Genomic DNA, 16,907 nt, shown 5'->3' with positions numbered 1-16,907 from the left:
CGCGCACGCTCCCACTGATGAGCGTTACAGCAAGCGCTTTCTATACAGGAAGAAGCTAGCCTCTCAGCAGCGGTCCGGACAAGACCGTGACGGGGTTGAGTTGTTCGAGGGGGCGAACAAACGGGGTGGCTGGCCTTATGGTCTGCACGGCACCTGACGGAACCGCACCCGCCGGAAGGCTGTCTACGAGCACGTATGACGTACGAGGTGGTACGAGAGATGCGCGACCGGAGGACGACGAGATGACGGTGACCCTGGCGGACGTGGCGGCCCGCGCCCAGGTCTCCCCCGCGACGGTGTCGCGCGTACTGAACGGGAACTACCCCGTCGCCGCGTCCACCCGCGAGCGGGTGCTGCGCGCGGTGGACGAGCTGGACTACGTGCTGAACGGGCCGGCCAGCGCGCTGGCCGCCGCCACGTCCGACCTGGTCGGCATCCTCGTCAACGACATCGCCGACCCTTTCTTCGGGATCATGGCGAGCGCGATCCAGGCGGAGATCGGCGGGCCGGGCGGACGGGCGGGCGGCGAACGGCTGGCGGTCGTCTGCAACACGGGCGGGTCCCCCGAGCGCGAGCTGACGTATCTGACCCTGCTCCAGCGCCAGCGGGCGGCGGCCGTGGTGCTGACCGGCGGGGCCGTGGAGAGCGCGGCGCACGGGACGGCGGTCTCGGCGAAGCTGCGGAAGCTGGCGGAGGCGGGGACGCGGGTGGTGCTGTGCGGGCGGCCGCCGGCGCCGGACACCGGGGCCATCGCGCTGACCTTCGAGAACCGCGGGGGCGGCCGGGAACTGACCGAGCACCTGATCGGCCTCGGCCACCGGCGCCTCGGCTACATCGCGGGCCCGGAGGAGCGCACGACGACCCGGCACCGGCTGGAGGGACACCGGGCGGCTCTCCAGGCGCACGGGATCGAGGAGGACCCGCGCTGGACGGTGCACGGACGGTACGACCGCCGCTCCGGGTACGAGGCGACGCTGGAGCTGCTGCGCCGGGACCCGACCCTGACGGCGGTGGTCGCCGCGAACGACTCCGTCGCGCTCGGCGCGTGCGCGGCACTGCGGGAGTCGGGGCTCCGCATCCCCGAGGACGTCTCGGTCGCCGGCTTCGACGACCTCCCCTTCAGCATCGACGCGGTGCCCTCCCTGACGACGGTCCGCCTGCCCCTCACGGAGGCCGGAGCCCGCGCGGGCCGCATCGCGATGGGCCGCGAGGAGGAACCCCCCGGCGGCATCGCGACGATCCGGGGCGAGCTGATGGTGCGGGGGTCGACGGGGGTACCGCGGGCCTGACCGGGGGTGCCGCGGGCCGGATGGGGTGCCGCGAGCCTGACCCGGAGACCACTCGCCTGACGGCGGTACCGCGAGCCTGACCCGGAGACCGCTCGCCTGACGGGGGTGACGCGCGCCTGACCGGGGGTACCGCGCGCCTGACCCGGGAGCCTGACCCAGGGACCGCTCGCCTGACGGGGTGCCGCGGGCCTGACCCGGGACCGCTCGCCTGACGGGGGTGTCGCGCTCGGGCACGTCGCGGGCGGACCGCTCACCGGTGGGCCACGGCAACGGTCCTCTGGGTCGCCAACTGGCTGCCCCCTCCCCCAAGTACAGCCCGCTCACAGGCAACCCCCGCCCTCTCCTCGGCCTCCTCCTGCACGGAACGTGCTGTGCGGAGTTGGAGGGGAGCGGTTTTGATACGTGGTCGGAGAGTGTGGGCCGCCGCCGTCGCGGCGGTGATGTTGGTGGGGGTGACGCCGGCCCTGGCGCAGGCGGGGACGCGGGCGGCCGGAGCCGTGGACGCGGCGGGGGACGACGGAGGGCTGCCCTCGGGTTGGCGGGTCGTCAGTACGGCGGACGGGAACGCGCTGGAGTGGCGTTCGTCCAGGTACGTGCCGCCCGGGAACGCGCGCGTGGAGTTCCACGCGGACGGCGCCCTGGTCGGCGTACCGGAGCAGGACGAGGACGGTCGTACCTTCCGGTTGCCGCTGAAGGACGCGGCCGGTCTGGAGAGTCTGAGCGGGCTTCAGGTCGTGGCCGGGGGACGGCGGCTGGATCAGCCGGCGCGGGGCGGGACGAGCGGGGCGCGTGCCGTGACGCCGCCCGCCCAGTTGCCCGCCGGTGCCGTGGATCCCGGCAAGCCGGGCTCGTACGCCACCAAGACCACCGAGTACGCGCTCGACGACATCCGGCTGCCCGGCTACAAGCAGCCCGTCGAGATGCGCGGAGTCGTCGTCGCGCCCAAGGGCGCCACCGGCAAGCGGCCGGTCGCCCTGTTCCTGCACGGGCGGCACGCCACCTGCTACGTCCCCGGCCAGGGCGAGGAGGCCGTCACCATCGACTGGCCCTGCGCCGCCGGGGCCAAGCAGATCCCCAGCCACCGCGGCTATCTGAAGGACCAGAAGCTGCTGGCCTCCCAGGGCTATGTCACGGTGTCCGTCTCCGCCAATGGCATCAACGGACAGGACAACGAGCTGGAGGACGCGGGCGCACAGGGCCGTTCCTCGCTGGTGCGCGCGCACCTGGCACGCTGGGCGGACTGGGCCGAGCGTCCGGCCGACGCGCCGGCCGCCGTGCGCAATGCACCCGAGGCCGACCTGTCCAAGGTCCTGCTGGTGGGCCACTCGCGTGGCGGCGAGGGCGTGAACCGGGCCGCCATGGACAGCCTCTACCCGCCGCCCGCAGAACAGGACGGCGCTCAGGGCTCGGCCCGCTGGACCATCCGTGGCACCGTTCTCATCGGCCCCACCGTCTTCGGCCAGAACCCCGTCCCGGACGTGCCGTCCCTGACGATCCTGCCGGGCTGCGACGGCGACGTCTCCGACCTCCAGGGCGAGGTGTACGTCGACGGCACGCGCGGAGTGAGCGCGGGCAAGGCGCTGCACAGCGCGGTCTACATGACCGGCGCCAACCACAACTTCTTCAACAGCGAGTGGACGCCCGGCGAGGCCAAGGCGCCCGCGAGCGACGACTTCTGGGACGACCCCGAGAACCCGGACCCGGTGTGCTCCAAGGGCACCGCCACCCGGCTCACCGCGAAGCAGCAGCACCGTGCCGGGGCCACCTACATCGCCGCCGCCGCGCGGCTGTTCGTCGCCGGTGACGACCGTGTGCGCCAGCTCCTCGACGGCACCGGCCGCCGCGCCCCGTCGGCCGACCCCGCCCGGGTCCTGACGCACGCCGTGGGCGGCGCCCGGGGTGCCGGGTTCCTGCCCGACGGGCCGATGAAGGTGACCGGCGGCGGACGGCTGTGCTCCGCGGTCCACCCGGACCCCGCCAAGGCCTGCCTCGGCGACGACGTGGCCGGCGGCTCCCCGCACTTCGCGCACTGGTGGCCCAGCCGTGAGGTGGGCCGCCGCGCGGTCGCGCTGAAGTGGTCCGCGCCGGGCGCGAAGACCGTCGTACGGCCGGAGAAGAGCGTCAGCCTCAAGGGCGCCAAGAGCCTCGCGCTGCGCGTGATCGTGCCGCCCAACAGCAAGGGCACGCGCCTCGACGTCGCCGTCACCGACGCGTCCGGCAAGCGTGCCGTCCTCGGGCAGGTGAGGGCGAACGGGCTGCCGGGCAGCCGCAGCACCACCGCCCACTGGGCGCAGGAGCTGCGCGTCCCGCTCAGCGGCGCCCGCGGTGTCGACCTGAGCCGCATCGCCAAGCTGGAGCTGACGCCCCGTTCCAGCAAGGGCAAGGCCTGGCTGATCGACGCCCACGCCTGGCGCCCCGGCACCCCCGCGGTGCGGCCGGCCGACCTCACGCGCGTCGACATCGGCCGGCTGTCCGTCGAGGAGGGCGACTCGGGCGAGCGCACCTACACCGTGCCCGTCCGGCTCACCGGGCCGGGCACCGGCACGCTCCGCATGTACGTCTCCGAGCCCGGCGCCGAGGATCTGCGCCACCGCCTGGTGACCCTGCGCCCGGGACAGCCGGCCGCCGAGGTGACCTTCACGGTCAAGGGCAACACCCGCTTCTCGTACGGCGAGTCGCAGGACGTACTGGTGAAGGCGGTGCGCGGCACGGTCATCGGTTCCTACGGCGGTGGCGTCACCGTCGTCGAGGACGACCCGATGCCCGAGATCACGGTCTCCCCCGTCGCCGACGACGTCACCGAGGGACAGCCGCTGCGCTGGAAGGCCACCCTGTCCGAGCCCGCGGACGTGGACCTGGGCGTGTCGCTGGGGGTGCTGCCGGTCGCCGACGGCCCGGAGCTGTCCACGAAGGACGTCGACCCCCAGTGGCTGCGCGACCACGCCGGCGAGATACCGGCCGGGGAGGTCCCGCTGTCGAAGCTGGAGTACTTCGCCCTCTGGGCGCCGGTCCCGCCGGGACAGACGAGCGCGGAACTGACCGTGCCCACGGTCCGCGACCGGGTCGCCGAGCCCGCCGAGCGGCTGGTGCTCCAGCCGACCGACGACAACGGCGAACCGCACGGCCCGACGCTGACCGGAACGGTGCGCGACGCGTCGTAGCAGCGGATTGACCGGATCCGGCCGGGACAGTTCCCGGCCGGATCGTCTTCCACCACCGCCAGGACCGGCGCCCAGGTGCGCCTGTTTTTGGCCCGCCGCCGGGGCGACCGGGGGGTAGCCGGGAGGGAGCGGGCGTCCTAGGCTCGTCCTGTATCTCTGACTGAGTCAGCTATCAGAGGAGCGGGTCGATCATGACCGTCCAGGACATCCGCGCCTTCAACCGCTTCTACACCAATGTCATCGGCGCCCTCGACTACAGCCGCCGCCTGTACGCCCCGTACACGCTCACCGAGTCCCGCGTGCTCTACGAGCTGGCGCACTCCCCGCGCACCGACGCGGCCGATCTGCGGACCGAGCTGTCGCTGGACTCGGGGTATCTGAGCCGGATCCTGACCAGGTTCGAGCAGGACGGACTGGTCGAGCGGGCGCCCTCCGCGCAGGATCCCCGGCGGCGCCGGATCACGCTCACCGCGCACGGCCGGGAGACCGCCGCCCTGCTGGCCGAGCGCTCGAACGAGGCGGTCGGCTCGCTGCTGTCGGCGGTACCGGCCGCCGAGCGGGACCGGCTCGCCGAGGCGATGCGCACCGTCCGCGAGATCCTCTCCGACGGCCGGCCCCCGCGCCGCGAGGACGTGGTGCTGCGCGAGCCGGGCCCCGGCGACCTCGGCTGGATCGTGCAGCGCAACGCGGCGCTGTACGCGGCCGAGTTCGGCTGGAACACCGACTACGAGGGCCTGGTCGCGCGGATCGTCGCGGACTTCGCCGAGGACCACGACCCGCATCTGGAGCGGGTCTGGATCGCCGAGCTGGACGGCCGGCCGGTGGGGTGCGTGATGTGCGTACGGGACGAGGCGCCCGCCACCGCCCGGCTCCGGCTGCTGCTCGTGGAACCGGACGCCCGGGGCCTCGGCATCGGCGACCGGCTGGTCGGCGCGGTGATCGCCTTCGCCCGCGGGGTCGGCTACCGCGACCTGGTCCTGTGGACCAACGACGTCCTGTCCGCCGCCCGCCGCGTCTACCAGCGCCACGGCTTCGTCCTCGCCGCCGAGAAACCGCACCGCTCCTTCGGCAAGGACCTGGTCGGCCAGGACTGGCGCCTGGATCTGACCCGCACCGACCAGTAGGGCCTGTCCGGCCGTTCCCCTCGCCCTCCCCGAGTGAGGCCCAAGAGGTGCGCGTAGAGTCGCGAGCATGAAGCTGGCGTTCTCCACTCTCGGTGTCCCCGGTCTTCCCCTCGCCGACGTGGCGCGGCTCGCGTCCGCCCACGGCTATCACGGCGTCGAGCTGCGCGCGCATCCGGAGGAACCCGTGCATCCGGGCCTCGGCGCGGCCGAACGGGCCGCGGCGGCGGCCGAGTTCAAGGCGGCGAACCTGGAGATCCTCGGCATCGCCGGGTACCCGCGCGTGGCCGCCCCCGGCGACGACGAGGCGGTCATCCAGGAGATCCGCGACCTGCTCGACCTCGCCCGCGACCTCGGCGCCGGCTTCGTCCGCGTCTTCCCCGGCGCCGAGGACTCCCAGCGCCCCGAGGAGGCCGACGCCGTCGCCGCCCGCAGGCTCGGCACCGCCGCCGAGTACGCCGCCGACCTCGGCGTGCGGATCCTGCTGGAGACGCACGACTCACACGGCACAGCGGCGGCCTCGATCCGCGTCCTCGGGCTGGTCGGGCACCGGCACGTGGGCTCGCTGTGGGACGTGATGCACACCTGGCTGGGCGGCGAGCAGCCCTCCGAGTCGTACGCCGCCCTCGCCCCCTACCTCGGCTATGTCCAGGTCAAGGACATCGCCTCCGCCACCGACACCACGCCGCTGCCGCTGGGCGCCGGGGTGCTGCCGCTCGCCGAGTGCGTGGAGGTGCTCTCCCGGCACGGCTGGGACGGCTGGCTGTGCTGGGAGTACGAGAAGCGCTGGTACGAGGGCGCCCCGCCGCTGCCGAAGCTGCTCGGCCCGGGTCACGACCATCTGGCGCGGCTGCTCAACGACTCCGCGTAATTCGTTGGCCCCAGGCAGGGCCGTGCGGCTAGCGTCCGCGGAATGATCCCGCCCGCGCCGCCGCGCTTCGCCATGCCCTCATGAGCCTCGCCCGTGCCTTCGTCGACGTTCGGCCCCTGCGCACCTCCCCCGTCTTCCGGCGGCTGCTGATCGGACGTACCGCCTCCATCCTGGGCAGCTTCATGACCGTCGTGACGGTCATGTACCAGGTGTGGGACCTGACCCACAGCGCGGTCTGGAGCGGCGCCGTGGGGCTCGCGCAGGCGCTGCCGCTGGTGCTCGTCGGGCTGTTCGCCGGGGCGTGGGTGGACCGCGGGGACCGGCGGCGGATCTTCCTCGTCGCGACCGTCGGACAGGCGGTGTGCTCGCTGCTGCTGGCGGTGCAGGGCTTCACCGGGGGCGTGCCGGTGCCCGGCATCCTGGCCCTGGTCGCGGCCGGCTCCTGCTTCGGCGCGGTCGGCGGCCCGGCGGCGGGCGTGTTCGTGCCCCGGCTGCTGCCCAAGGAGCAGGTGGCCGCCGGGCTCGCCCTGAACCAGGTCACCGCCCAGGCGATGATGCTCCTGGGCCCCGCGCTCGGCGGCCTGTTCCTCGGCTGGTTCGGCATCGGCGTCTGCTACCTGATCGACGCCGCCAGCTTCGGCCTGTCCTTCTACGGCGCCTTCGGCCTGCCCGCGCTGCCGCCGGAGGGCGAGAAGTCGAAGCCCGGACTGCACGGCGTGCTGGACGGACTGCGCTTCCTGGGCGGGCACCGGGTGGTCCGCGGAGCGCTGATCACCGACCTCGCGGCGACCCTGCTGGCGATGCCGATGAGCCTGTTCCCGCTGATCAACGAGGAGCGGTTCGGGGGCAGTCCGCGCACCCTCGGGCTGTTCCTGTCCGCCGTCGCCGTCGGCGGGGTCACCGCCACCGCGCTGTCCGGCTGGGTGACGCGGCTGGCCCGGCCCGGCGCGGTGATGCTCTGCGGGGCGGCGGCCTGGGGCGGGGCGCTCGCCCTGTTCGGGCTGACCACCCACGCCTGGGCGGGGCTCGGGCTGCTGGCCGTGGCGGGCGCGGCGGACTCCGTCTCGGTGCTGTCCCGTACGACGATCGTCCAGACCCGCACCCCGGACGCGCTGCTGGGCCGGGTCACCGCGGCCGAGGCGATCGTCGGCCAGGCGGGCCCGCACCTGGGCAATCTGCGCGGCGGTGTGGTGGCCGGCTGGACCTCCGGCGCGACCGCCCTGGTCACCGGCGGCGTGCTGTGCGTACTGGCGGTGGCCTACGTCGCCACGAGCACCCCGGAACTGCGCGACGGGGCTACGCCGGACTGAGCCGGGCGGCCGGGTCCAGGCACCACTCCAGTACGGCGGGCCAGGGCCCGTACCCGGCGTCCAGGTCGAGGTGGGCGGCGCCCGGGAGCACGTCGGAGGGGATGCCGAGCGGGTCGGCGAACAGGGCTCGGGCGCCCTCCGGGCAGTACGGGTCGTCGTCGCCCGCGACCAGCCGGGTGGGGCCGGGCAGCGCGAACTCCGGGGCGGGCGGGGCGAACGCGGCGACCTCCGGGTACCGCTTCAGGACGGAACCGGAGGGCGGGGCGACGAGCAGCACGCGGCCGACGCCGTCGAGGCCGGGCAGTCCGCGCGCCGCCGCGTGCAGCCACAGCACGGCGGAGAGGCTGTGCGCGAGGACGACCTCGGGCCGATCGTCGAGCCGCCGCGCCAACTCCGCCATCCATACGTCGAGTTCGGGATCGTCCGCGTCGGGCAGCTGCGGGTAGGCGACCCGGTGCCCGAGTTCACCGAGACGGTCGGCGAGCCAGTGCTGCCAGTGGCCCTTCGGACGGTGGTTCTGCCAGCCGTGGAGGATGAGGTACGAGGTCATGCCGTCGATGGTTTCCGATCATCGCCCTCCAGGTCCAGTTAACCTTTTGCGATGGAACCGGTAAGCGAGACCTTCACGGTCGATCTGCGCCGCCTGGGCGTCCTGCGCGAGCTGCGGCGCCGGGGCACTCTGGCGCGCACCGCCGAGGCCCTGCATCTGACCCCGTCGGCGGTCTCCCAGCAGCTCGCCGCGCTCTCCCGGGAACTCGGCGTCCCGCTGACCGAGCGGGAGGGCCGGGGCGTACGGCTCACCGGCCAGGCCCGGGTCCTGCTCGACCACGCGGATCTGATCGCCGCCCAACTGGAGCGCGCCCGAGTCGACTTGGCGGCGTACGGGGAGGGCGGGCGCGGGCAGGTGACGGTCGGCTGCTTCTCCAGCGGCGTGCTGGGCCTGCTGCCCGGGGCACTCGGCGCACTGGCGTCCCGGCTCCCCCGGCTCCGGGTCGACGTCGTCGAGGCCGAACCCCCGGACATCTTCACCGCGTTGGACGCGGGACGGATCGACGTGGCGGTGGCCGTCGACTTCGCGGCGACGCCCCCGCACACCGACCGCCGCCACCACCGCGTCGACCTGCTCACCGACGTCCTGGACATCGCCGTACCCGCGCACCACCCGCTGGCGGACCGGCCCGCGGTCGCGCTGCGGGAGCTGGCCGAGGAACCGTGGATCGTCGGCGACGCCCGCAGTTGCTGCGGCGCGGTGGCCCGCTCGGTGTGCGCCGCGGCCGGGTTCACCCCCGACATCCGGCACGCGGTGAACGACTGGGCCGCGCTCGCGGCGCTGGTGGAGGCCGGACAGGGGGTAGCGCTCATCCCCCGCCTGGTCCGGCCGCTCTACGCCCACCGCCGGATCGCCCTGCTCACGCCGGAAGGGGATCCGCCGTCGCGGAACGTCTTCGCGGCCGTGCGGGCCGGATCGGAGGCGGACCCCGTCCTGACCGCCGTACGGGAAGAGCTGCTCAGCGCAGCCGCTTCTCCAGCAGCGCCCGGCACTCCGGCCATTCGTCGGCCGTGATCGAGTAGATCGCGGAGTCGCGCAGCCGGCCGTCCTCGCCCGGGGCCCAGGAGCGGGACCAGTTGCGCAGGACGCCCTCGAAGCGGGCGCCGGTGCGCTCGATCGCGGCGCGGGAACGGCTGTTGCGGGCGTCGGTCTTGAGGTCGACGCGGGACACCTCCCACTCCTCGAAGGCATGCCGGAACAGCAGGTACTTGGCCTCGGTGTTCACGCCGGTGCCCTGCGCGGAGGCGGCGAGCCAGGTGAAGCCAACCTCCACGGCGTCGAGCCGGTCCTCCGAGCGCCAGCTGCGCGGCTCCCAGTAGGAGGTGGTGCCCACCACACGGCCGGTCGCCGTGGCGATCTGCGCGTACGGCGCGAGCTTCCCGGTGGCGGCGCGGGCGAGCTGGGCGTCGACGTACGCCTCCGCCTCGGCCGCCCCGGGCACCCAGGTGAAGGCGTAGGTGTCGCGGTTCTCCCCGGCCGCCAGGGCGAGTCCGGCCGCGTGCCGCCGCTCCAGCGGCTCCAGGCGCACCAACTCGCCCTCCAGCAGCGGACCTCGCAGTCTGAAGCTCACCCGTCGTCCCTCACAGCCGCGCGCGCAGCGCCCCGAACTCCTCGTGGAAACCGGGGAAAGTCTTGCGGACGCAGCCCGGGTCGTCGAACGAGATACCGGGCACGCGCAGGCCGGTGACCGCGAAGGACATGACGATGCGGTGGTCGCCGTACGACGTGATCCGCGCGCCCGTCGGCCGCGCGCCGGGGTGGATCTCGATCCAGTCCGGGCCGGTCTCCACGCGCACGCCCAGCCGCCGCAGATTCTCCGCGCAGGCCTCCAGCCGGTCGCACTCCTTGACCCGGGTGTTGGCGACGTCCTCGATGCGCACCGGGCCGTCGGCGAAGGGGGCGATGGCCGCGAGGGTGGGCATGGTGTCGGAGATGTCCCGCATGTTGACGGTCAGGCCCCGCAAGTGGCCGGTGCCGCGGACCGTCGTGCGGTCGGCGCCGATCTCCACGTCCGCGCCCATCCGGCGCAGTACGTCGACGAAGCCCAGGTCGCCCTGGAGCGCGCCCTGGCCGAGGCCCGGCACGGTCACCTCGCCGCCGGACAGGGCCGCGGCGGCGAAGAAGTAGCTGGAGGTCGAGGCGTCGGGTTCGATCGCGTAGGTCGTGGCGCGGTAGCCGCCGGGCGGGACGAGGAAGTCGTTGCCCTCGCGGGTCACCTCCACGCCGAACGCCCGCATCATCGCGAGGGTGATCTCGACGTACGGCACCGAGACGAGGTCCGTGACGTGGATGCGCAGGCCCTTCTCGGTGAGCGGGCCGAGCAGGAGCAGCGCGGTCAGGTACTGCGAGGACTGGCCGGCGTCGAGCGTCACCTCGCCGCCCGCGACGCCGGTGGCGCGCACGGTCAGCGGGTGGTGGCCCTCGCGGTCCTCGTGGCGCAGGTCGACGCCGAGTTCGCGCAGGGCTCGGGTGAGCGGGAGCAGCGGGCGGCGGCGCATCTGCTCGGAGGCGTCGAAGCGGTAGGTGCCGTGGCCGGCGGCGGCCAGCGTCGGCAGGAAGCGGGCGGTCGTCGCGCCGTCCCGGCAGTAGACGTCCGCCTCCGCGACCGCGGGGCCCTGCGGGCGGCCGTCCACCTGCCAGCTCTCCGGGGTCCGGCCGACCCGGTAACCGAGGCTGACCAGGCCCTCCGCGAAGCCCTCGGTGTCGTCCGACCGCAAAGGCCGTACGAGGGTGGTGACTCCGTCGGCCGCCGCGGCCAGGAAGAGGGCACGCGCGGTGATGGACTTGGAACCGGGAATGGCGACGACTGGCATGCCGCCCATGATCGCGCGCCGGCCGCGTCCGGTGTCCCCTCGTCCACGAGATGGACCACGGATCGTCAGTCGGTGGTCATGTCGCCGGGGGGCGGACGCCGACAGTCCGCCGCTTTGCCGCACCACGCCATCGTCGTCTGCGGCGCCGCTGTGGCTGGTCGCGCAGTTCCCCGCGCCCCTGACGGCGCCTCCGGGCACCGGAGGGGCCGGCCGTGACCCTCCGCTCGACCTGCCGCACCACGCCCACCGGTCGCCCGCGGCGCCGTCGTCGCTGGTCGCGCAGTTCCCCGCGCCCCTGACGGCGCCTCCGGGCACCGGAAGGGCTGGCCGTGACCCTCCGCTCGACCTGCCGCACCACGCCCATCGGTCGCCCGCGGCGCCGCCGTGGCTGGTCGCGCAGTTCCCCGCGCCCCTGACGGCGCCTCCGGGCACCGAGGGGCTGGCCGTGACCCTCCGCTTGACTTGCCGCATCACGCCCATCGGTCGTCCGCGGCGCCGCTGTGGCTGGTCGCGCAGTTCCCCGCGCCCCTGACGGCGCCTCCGGGCACCGGAGGGTCAGTCCGTGAACCCCCTCGAAGTTCTCGCGCGCGCCATCGGTCGTCCGCGGCGCCGTTGTGGGTGGTCGCGCAGGACCTCGCGTCCCTTGGGACGTCTGCGTTCCTGGAGGGTCAGTCCGTGGCCAGGTCGTCAGGGGTGGAGCGGGCCAGGGCCGCGAGGGTCGCCAGGGACGTCGTCAGGTCCTCCGGGCGTGGGGTCGCGAGGCCGACGCGGATCGCGTTCGGGGCGTGGGCGTCGCCCACGGTGAACGCGGCGGCGGGCGGTACGCCGATGCCGTAGCGGGCCGCCGCGGCCACTAAGGTGTCGGCGCGCCACGGCTTCGGCAGCCGCCACCAGCAGTGGTACGAGCGCGGATCGGTGCGCAGCGCGAACCCGGACAGCTGCCGGGCCGCGATGTCCTGCCGTACGGCCGCGTCCCGCTGCTTGGCCCGCACGAGTCGGTGGACGACCCCCTCGCGCTGCCAGCGGGTCGCCGCCTCCAGGTTGAAGCGCTGGGCCGTCCAGCCCCCGGAGCGCACGGCGGAGGTGAGATCGCCGAGCAGCGGGGCCGGGGCGACCACGAAACCCAGGGACAGGCCGGGGGCGATGCGCTTGGAGAGGCTGTCGACAAGGACCGTCCGCTCCGGCACCAGGGCGGCGAGCGGCGGCAGTTCGTCGTGCAGGAAGGCCCAGATGGTGTCCTCGACCAGGGGCAGGTCCAGCCGTCGCAGCAGCTCGGCCAACTGCTCCCGGCGGGCCGCGGGCATGGTCAGGGACAGCGGGTTGTGGACCACCGGCTGGGCGTAGACCGCGTGGAGCGGGCCCGCCCGATGCGCCTCGGCGACCGCTTCCGGCACGAGTCCGTCGTCGTCCATGGCGAGCGGGACGAGGGTGATGCCGAGCCGCCCGGCGATGGCCTTCACCACGGGGTACGTCAGCTCCTCGACGCCGAGCCGGGCGCCGGGCGGGACCAGGGCGGCGAAGACGGCGGACAGCGCCTGGCGGCCGTTCCCGGCGAACAGCACCCGCGCCGGATCGGGACGCCAGCCGCCCCGGGTGAGCAGATCGGCGGCGGCCTCCCGGGCGCCGGGGTGCCCCGCCGGGCCGACCGGGCGCAGGGCGTCCTGGAAGACGTCGGCGCGCAGCAGGCCCTCCAGGCCGGTGGCGAGCAGGGCCGACTGCTCGGGCACGACCGGGTAGTTGAACTCCAGGTCGATCCGGCTGCCCGCGGGTTCCCCGAGGGCGGGCGCGTCGACGGGGGCGGCGGCACGGACGAACGTGCCGCGGCCGACCTCCCCGACGGTCAGTCCGCGGCGGCCGAGTTCCTGGTAGACGCGGGTGGCCGTGGAGTTGGCGATGCCGTACCGCCGGGCGAAGGCGCGCTGCGGGGGGAGCCGGTCGCCCGGCTTGAGCGCACCCGCCCTGATCTCGGCGGCCACCTCGTCGGCGACGCTCCGGTAGTCCCGCACGGCGGCTCCTCTCTCGGTCCCTGACACCCAACCACAGGATTGCACCGAGGGCAATATCGCCATTGCATCGAGGCAATGACCAGACTTAAGGTCAGTGCATTACTGGTCAGTGCATACCGCGACCACACGGGGAGTCGTCATGATCGTCGATCCGAGCGGAGTCCTCGGCGTGTTCGTCGTGGCCCTGGGCATGGTGCTCACACCGGGCCCGAACATGCTGTATCTCGTCTCCCGCAGCATCACCCAGGGCCGCCGCGCCGGGGTGATCTCGCTCGGCGGGGTCGCCGTCGGCTTCCTCGTCTATCTGACGGCCGCGAACCTCGGCCTCTCGGTCGTCTTCTACGCGGTGCCCGAGCTGTACGTCGCGGTGAAGCTGGCCGGCGCCTGCTACCTCGGCTGGCTCGCCTGGAGCGCGCTGAAGCCGGGCGGGATCTCGGTGTTCGCACCGAAGGACGTGGCCCCCGACTCACCGCGCCGGCTCTTCACGATGGGCCTGGTGACGAATCTGCTCAACCCGAAGATCGCCATCATGTACCTGTCCCTGATCCCGCAGTTCATCGATCTGGAGGCGGGTCATGTACTGCTCCAGGGACTGGTGCTGGGCTCGGTGCAGATCGTGGTCGCCGTGACGGTCAACCTCTCCATCGTGCTGGCCGCCGGAACCATCGCCGTGTTCCTCGCCCGCCGTCCCGGCTGGCTGCGGGTGCAGCGCTATGTGATGGGCACGGTGCTCGGGGGACTCGCCGTGTCCCTGGCCGTGGACACCTCGGGACCGGCACGGGCGAGCTGACGGCGCCGCAGCCGCCCCCTGCGGCTCCGGCGCCCCAACTTCCGGGATTCCGCGCGGAGGCGGGAACCCGCCTTCGCCACCGCCCGTCCAACTCGCAAGCTGTCGGAGAGTCACCACGGTGCGGTGTCGGCCTCGCTGCTGGCTGCGAACGCTGACCACCCTCTCCGCCGTGCCGCGGCCGACAGCCCGCCGTCATCGGCGCGCCCCCCTCCAACAGCGCCGATGGCGGCCCTCATTCCCCGGCCGCGCGCCTTCACCGGGTTACTGTGCACTCTCTTGACTGGCAGAAACTTCCCGGATATTGGTGACTCCTCGGAAGTTTCTTTCAGCGGAACCCCTCTGAAGTCTCTTCAGCGGATCACCTCCGGAAGGAGCGCACGTGCCCTCCAGACGCACCGTCCTCGCCGCGACAGCGGGAGTCACCGCCGCCCTCGCGATGGGCGGCACCGCATACGCGGACGACAAGAAGCTCCGCTCCCTCATCTCCCGTATGACGCTCGAGGAAAAGGTCGGCCAGCTGTTCGTGATGCGGGTCTACGGCCATTCCGCCACCGCACCCGACCAGGCCGACATCGACGCCAACCTCACGGAGATCGGCGTCCGCACGGCCGCCGAACTGCTCGCCAAGTACCGCGTCGGCGGCATCATCTACTTCGCCTGGGCCCACAACACCCGCAACCCGCACCAGATCGCCGACCTCTCCAACGGCATCCAGAAGGCGTCCCTGGAGCTGCCGCGCGGACTTCCCGTCCTGGTCTCCACCGACCAGGAGCACGGCATAGTCGCCCGCGTGGGCAAGCCCGCCACCCTCTTCCCGGGCGCGATGGCCGTCGGCGCGAGCGGCTCGCGCTCCGACGCCCGCACCCTCGGCCGGATCGCCGGAAAGGAACTGCGCGCCCTCGGCATCCGGCAGGACTACTCCCCCGTGGCCGACGTCAACGTCAACCCGGCCAACCCGGTCATCGGCGTGCGCTCCTTCGGCTCCGACCCGGCCGCGGTGTCCCGTCTCGTCGCCGCCGAGGTCGTCGGCTACCAGCGCTCCTCGGTCGCGGCGACCGCCAAGCACTTCCCCGGGCACGGCGACACGGCCGTCGACAGCCACTACGGCTTCCCGGTCATCACGCACACCCGCGCGCAGTGGGACGCGCTGGACGCGCCCCCCTTCCGGGCGGCGATCGAGGCGGGCATCGACTCCATCATGACCGCGCACATCATGGTCCCGGCGCTGGACGACTCCGGCGACCCGGCCACCCTCTCCCACCCGATCCTCACCGGCATCCTGCGCGAGGAGCTGGGCTACGACGGGGTCGTGGTCACCGACTCGCTCGGCATGGAGGGCGTCCGCACCAAGTACGGCGACGACCGGGTCCCGGTGCTGGCGCTGAAGGCGGGCGTGGACCAGCTCCTGAACCCGCCGAACCTGGACGTCGCCTGGAACGCCGTACTGAACGCGGTGCGGGACGGCGAGCTGACCGAGGCGCGGCTGGACGAGTCGATCCTGCGGGTGCTGCGGCTGAAGGCGAAGCTGGGGCTCTTCGGCCACCCGTACGTCAGTCACCGGGGCGTGGACCGCGCGGTGGGCATCCCGGACCACCTGGCGGCGGCCGACCGCATCGCCGAGAACTCGACGACCCTGCTGGTGAACGAGGGCGCCCTGCTGCCGCTGTCCCCCGCCGCGACGCCGAGGCTCCTGGTGGTGGGCGCGGACCCGGCATCCCCCTCCGGCACGACGGGCCCGCCGACCGGGGTCCTGGCCACCGCGCTGACCGGACTCGGCTTCACGGCGACCCCGCTGTCCACCGGAACGGCACCGTCCGCCGCGACGATCGAGCGAGCGGTCGCGGCGGCGCGGGACGTGGACGCGGTGGTGGTGGGGACGTACAACGTCACGGCGACCAGCAGCCAGAAGACGCTGGTGGCGCAGTTGCTGGCGCTCGGGAAGCCGGTGGTGGCGGTGGCGATCCGCAACCCGTACGACGTGGCGCAGCTGCCCGCCGTCCAGGGCTACCTGGCCTCGTACTCCTGGACCGACGTGGAACTGCGGGCGGCGGCACGGCTGATCGCGGGCGCGGTGAATCCGCGCGGCAAGCTGCCGGTGCCGGTGCAGCGGGCGGACGACCCGAGCCGGGTGCTGTATCCGGTGGGGCACGGTCTGTCGTATCCGGCGTAGGCCTCACGGACTGGACTGCCGCATCGGGCGTAGCGCCTGGTACGCCACCGCCCGGGCGCACCACCCCCAAAGGGCCCAAAGCGCCCCGTGCGTCTGGCGTGCGCCCGCTGCGGCGGGCCACGCTGGACCTGGGGGCTCTGGGGGGAGTGCGATGCGTGGGAGACATGCCGTGGGGGCGGTGGTGCTGGCGGCGGCGCTGTTGACGGCCTGCCAGTCGGAGGGGGGCGCGGAGGAGGACGGCCGCGGCAGCGTGGTGGCGTCGGCGACCCCGCCACAGGCCCGCCCCTCGGGGTACGGCACGGTGTTCCTCGGGGTCGACGAGTGCAGTTCCTTCGGCACGACGAGCTTCACGGAAGTGCCGTGCGGCGGGGAACGGGCGGCGGCGAGGGTGGTGGCCCGCTTCGACGGCGCCGTCGGCGACGGCCCGCCCTGCCCCGGCACCACGGACTTCGTCCTGCACATCAGCGAACAGAGCCCCTCGGACGAGGACGGCGACGGCGCGGTCCCCCAGGGCTACGCCTGCATGCGCAACCTCACCCCGCCCCACCCCGGCGACCCGGGCGCGGGCGGCGGCCCCCGCACGATCGTCGGCGACTGCGTCTACAACACGGGCGGCCGCCAGGTCCGCGAGACGTCCTGCGACGGCAAGGACGAGAAGAAGCCGCAGTACAAGGTGGTGAAGGCGGTAGCGAAACGCACCGACTGCCCGGTGTCGACGGCGCTGTACGTACAGCTGGGCGGCGAACGCCCGGTGGGCTGCGCGAGACCGCTCTGAGCGCCTGAGAGGGCCACGCGAACGGCCCCCTCCGGCATGCGGCATATGCCA

At 73.7% G+C, this 16,907-nt stretch carries 13 protein-coding genes; 9 read left to right on the top strand and 4 right to left on the bottom strand.

What is annotated here, in order from left to right:
* Positions 1-242 precede the first annotated feature (242 nt).
* From AC068Z_RS21955 to AC068Z_RS21935, 5 genes are all read left to right on the top strand, one after another.
* Complete coding sequence (locus AC068Z_RS21955) at positions 243-1,289, top strand: LacI family DNA-binding transcriptional regulator (RefSeq protein WP_478557924.1); 1,047 nt, start codon at positions 243-245, stop codon at positions 1,287-1,289.
* A 395-nt stretch (positions 1,290-1,684) separates the two neighbouring features.
* Positions 1,685-4,450 (top strand): hypothetical protein, encoded by a 2,766-nt coding sequence (locus AC068Z_RS21950; protein WP_478557921.1) that lies wholly within the window; start codon positions 1,685-1,687, stop codon positions 4,448-4,450.
* A 191-nt stretch (positions 4,451-4,641) separates the two neighbouring features.
* Entirely contained in the window at positions 4,642-5,574 is a 933-nt protein-coding gene (locus AC068Z_RS21945; protein WP_478557918.1) for a bifunctional helix-turn-helix transcriptional regulator/GNAT family N-acetyltransferase, read from the top strand.
* A 67-nt stretch (positions 5,575-5,641) separates the two neighbouring features.
* Positions 5,642-6,442, top strand: a complete 801-nt coding sequence (locus AC068Z_RS21940; RefSeq protein ID WP_478557915.1) for a sugar phosphate isomerase/epimerase family protein — start codon at positions 5,642-5,644, stop codon at positions 6,440-6,442.
* An 80-nt stretch (positions 6,443-6,522) separates the two neighbouring features.
* Positions 6,523-7,752 (top strand): MFS transporter, encoded by a 1,230-nt coding sequence (locus AC068Z_RS21935; RefSeq protein ID WP_478557912.1) that lies wholly within the window; start codon positions 6,523-6,525, stop codon positions 7,750-7,752.
* Here the strand turns inward: AC068Z_RS21935 and AC068Z_RS21930 are convergent.
* Positions 7,739-8,302 (bottom strand): RBBP9/YdeN family alpha/beta hydrolase, encoded by a 564-nt coding sequence (locus AC068Z_RS21930; RefSeq protein WP_478557909.1) that lies wholly within the window; start codon positions 8,300-8,302, stop codon positions 7,739-7,741. The two genes, AC068Z_RS21935 and AC068Z_RS21930, sit on opposite strands and share 14 nt — an antisense overlap.
* 51 nt (positions 8,303-8,353) lie before the next feature.
* Between AC068Z_RS21930 and AC068Z_RS21925 the strand changes: the two genes are divergently transcribed.
* The gene (locus AC068Z_RS21925; RefSeq protein ID WP_478557906.1) at positions 8,354-9,316 is read left to right on the top strand and encodes a LysR substrate-binding domain-containing protein; all 963 of its coding nucleotides are present in this window, start codon (positions 8,354-8,356) and stop codon (positions 9,314-9,316) included.
* Here AC068Z_RS21925 and AC068Z_RS21920 read toward each other — a convergent pair.
* From AC068Z_RS21920 to AC068Z_RS21910, 3 genes are all read right to left on the bottom strand, one after another.
* A complete protein-coding gene (locus AC068Z_RS21920) occupies positions 9,261-9,872 on the bottom strand; it encodes a GNAT family N-acetyltransferase (protein ID WP_478557903.1) in 612 nt (203 codons plus the stop codon). The two genes, AC068Z_RS21925 and AC068Z_RS21920, sit on opposite strands and share 56 nt — an antisense overlap.
* Before the next feature lie 10 nt (positions 9,873-9,882).
* Positions 9,883-11,115 carry a 3-phosphoshikimate 1-carboxyvinyltransferase gene (gene aroA / locus AC068Z_RS21915; RefSeq protein WP_478557900.1) on the bottom strand — a complete coding sequence of 411 codons (1,233 nt, stop codon included), beginning with the start codon at positions 11,113-11,115 and terminating at the stop codon, positions 9,883-9,885.
* Between the two features lie 668 nt (positions 11,116-11,783).
* Positions 11,784-13,121 (bottom strand): aminotransferase-like domain-containing protein, encoded by a 1,338-nt coding sequence (locus AC068Z_RS21910; RefSeq protein ID WP_478557897.1) that lies wholly within the window; start codon positions 13,119-13,121, stop codon positions 11,784-11,786.
* 142 nt (positions 13,122-13,263) lie between these two features.
* Here AC068Z_RS21910 and AC068Z_RS21905 point away from each other — a divergent pair, with 142 nt between their 5' ends.
* The 3 genes from AC068Z_RS21905 to AC068Z_RS21895 all read left to right on the top strand — a co-directional run bounded on the left by AC068Z_RS21905 (position 13,264) and on the right by AC068Z_RS21895 (position 16,856).
* Positions 13,264-13,911, top strand: a complete 648-nt coding sequence (locus AC068Z_RS21905; RefSeq protein ID WP_478558625.1) for a LysE family translocator — start codon at positions 13,264-13,266, stop codon at positions 13,909-13,911.
* Between the two features lie 436 nt (positions 13,912-14,347).
* Entirely contained in the window at positions 14,348-16,081 is a 1,734-nt protein-coding gene (locus tag AC068Z_RS21900; RefSeq protein WP_478558622.1) for a glycoside hydrolase family 3 protein, read from the top strand.
* Positions 16,082-16,232: 151 nt separating this feature from the next.
* Positions 16,233-16,856 carry a hypothetical protein gene (locus AC068Z_RS21895; protein ID WP_478557894.1) on the top strand — a complete coding sequence of 208 codons (624 nt, stop codon included), beginning with the start codon at positions 16,233-16,235 and terminating at the stop codon, positions 16,854-16,856.
* Positions 16,857-16,907: the final 51 nt, after the last annotated feature.

Source organism: Streptomyces sp. NPDC043726, assembly GCF_056436565.1.
Note: the sequence above shows the minus strand (reverse complement) of the source record. Positions and strands in the feature narration are given on the sequence as shown.

Bases quoted from the DNA above. Each gene is read 5' to 3' on its own strand.
- AC068Z_RS21900 (WP_478558622.1), top strand. From the start codon at position 14,348: ATGGGCGGCACCGCATACGCGGACGACAAGAAGCTCCGCTCCCTCATC.
- AC068Z_RS21945 (WP_478557918.1), top strand. From the start codon at position 4,642: ATGACCGTCCAGGACATCCGCGCCTTCAACCGCTTCTACACCAATGTC.
- AC068Z_RS21925 (WP_478557906.1), top strand. From the start codon at position 8,354: ATGGAACCGGTAAGCGAGACCTTCACGGTCGATCTGCGCCGCCTGGGC.
- AC068Z_RS21955 (WP_478557924.1), top strand. From the start codon at position 243: ATGACGGTGACCCTGGCGGACGTGGCGGCCCGCGCCCAGGTCTCCCCC.
- AC068Z_RS21930 (WP_478557909.1), bottom strand. From the start codon at position 8,302: ATGACCTCGTACCTCATCCTCCACGGCTGGCAGAACCACCGTCCGAAG.
- aroA (WP_478557900.1), bottom strand. From the start codon at position 11,115: ATGCCAGTCGTCGCCATTCCCGGTTCCAAGTCCATCACCGCGCGTGCC.
- AC068Z_RS21940 (WP_478557915.1), top strand. From the start codon at position 5,642: ATGAAGCTGGCGTTCTCCACTCTCGGTGTCCCCGGTCTTCCCCTCGCC.
- AC068Z_RS21935 (WP_478557912.1), top strand. From the start codon at position 6,523: ATGAGCCTCGCCCGTGCCTTCGTCGACGTTCGGCCCCTGCGCACCTCC.
- AC068Z_RS21895 (WP_478557894.1), top strand. From the start codon at position 16,233: ATGCGTGGGAGACATGCCGTGGGGGCGGTGGTGCTGGCGGCGGCGCTG.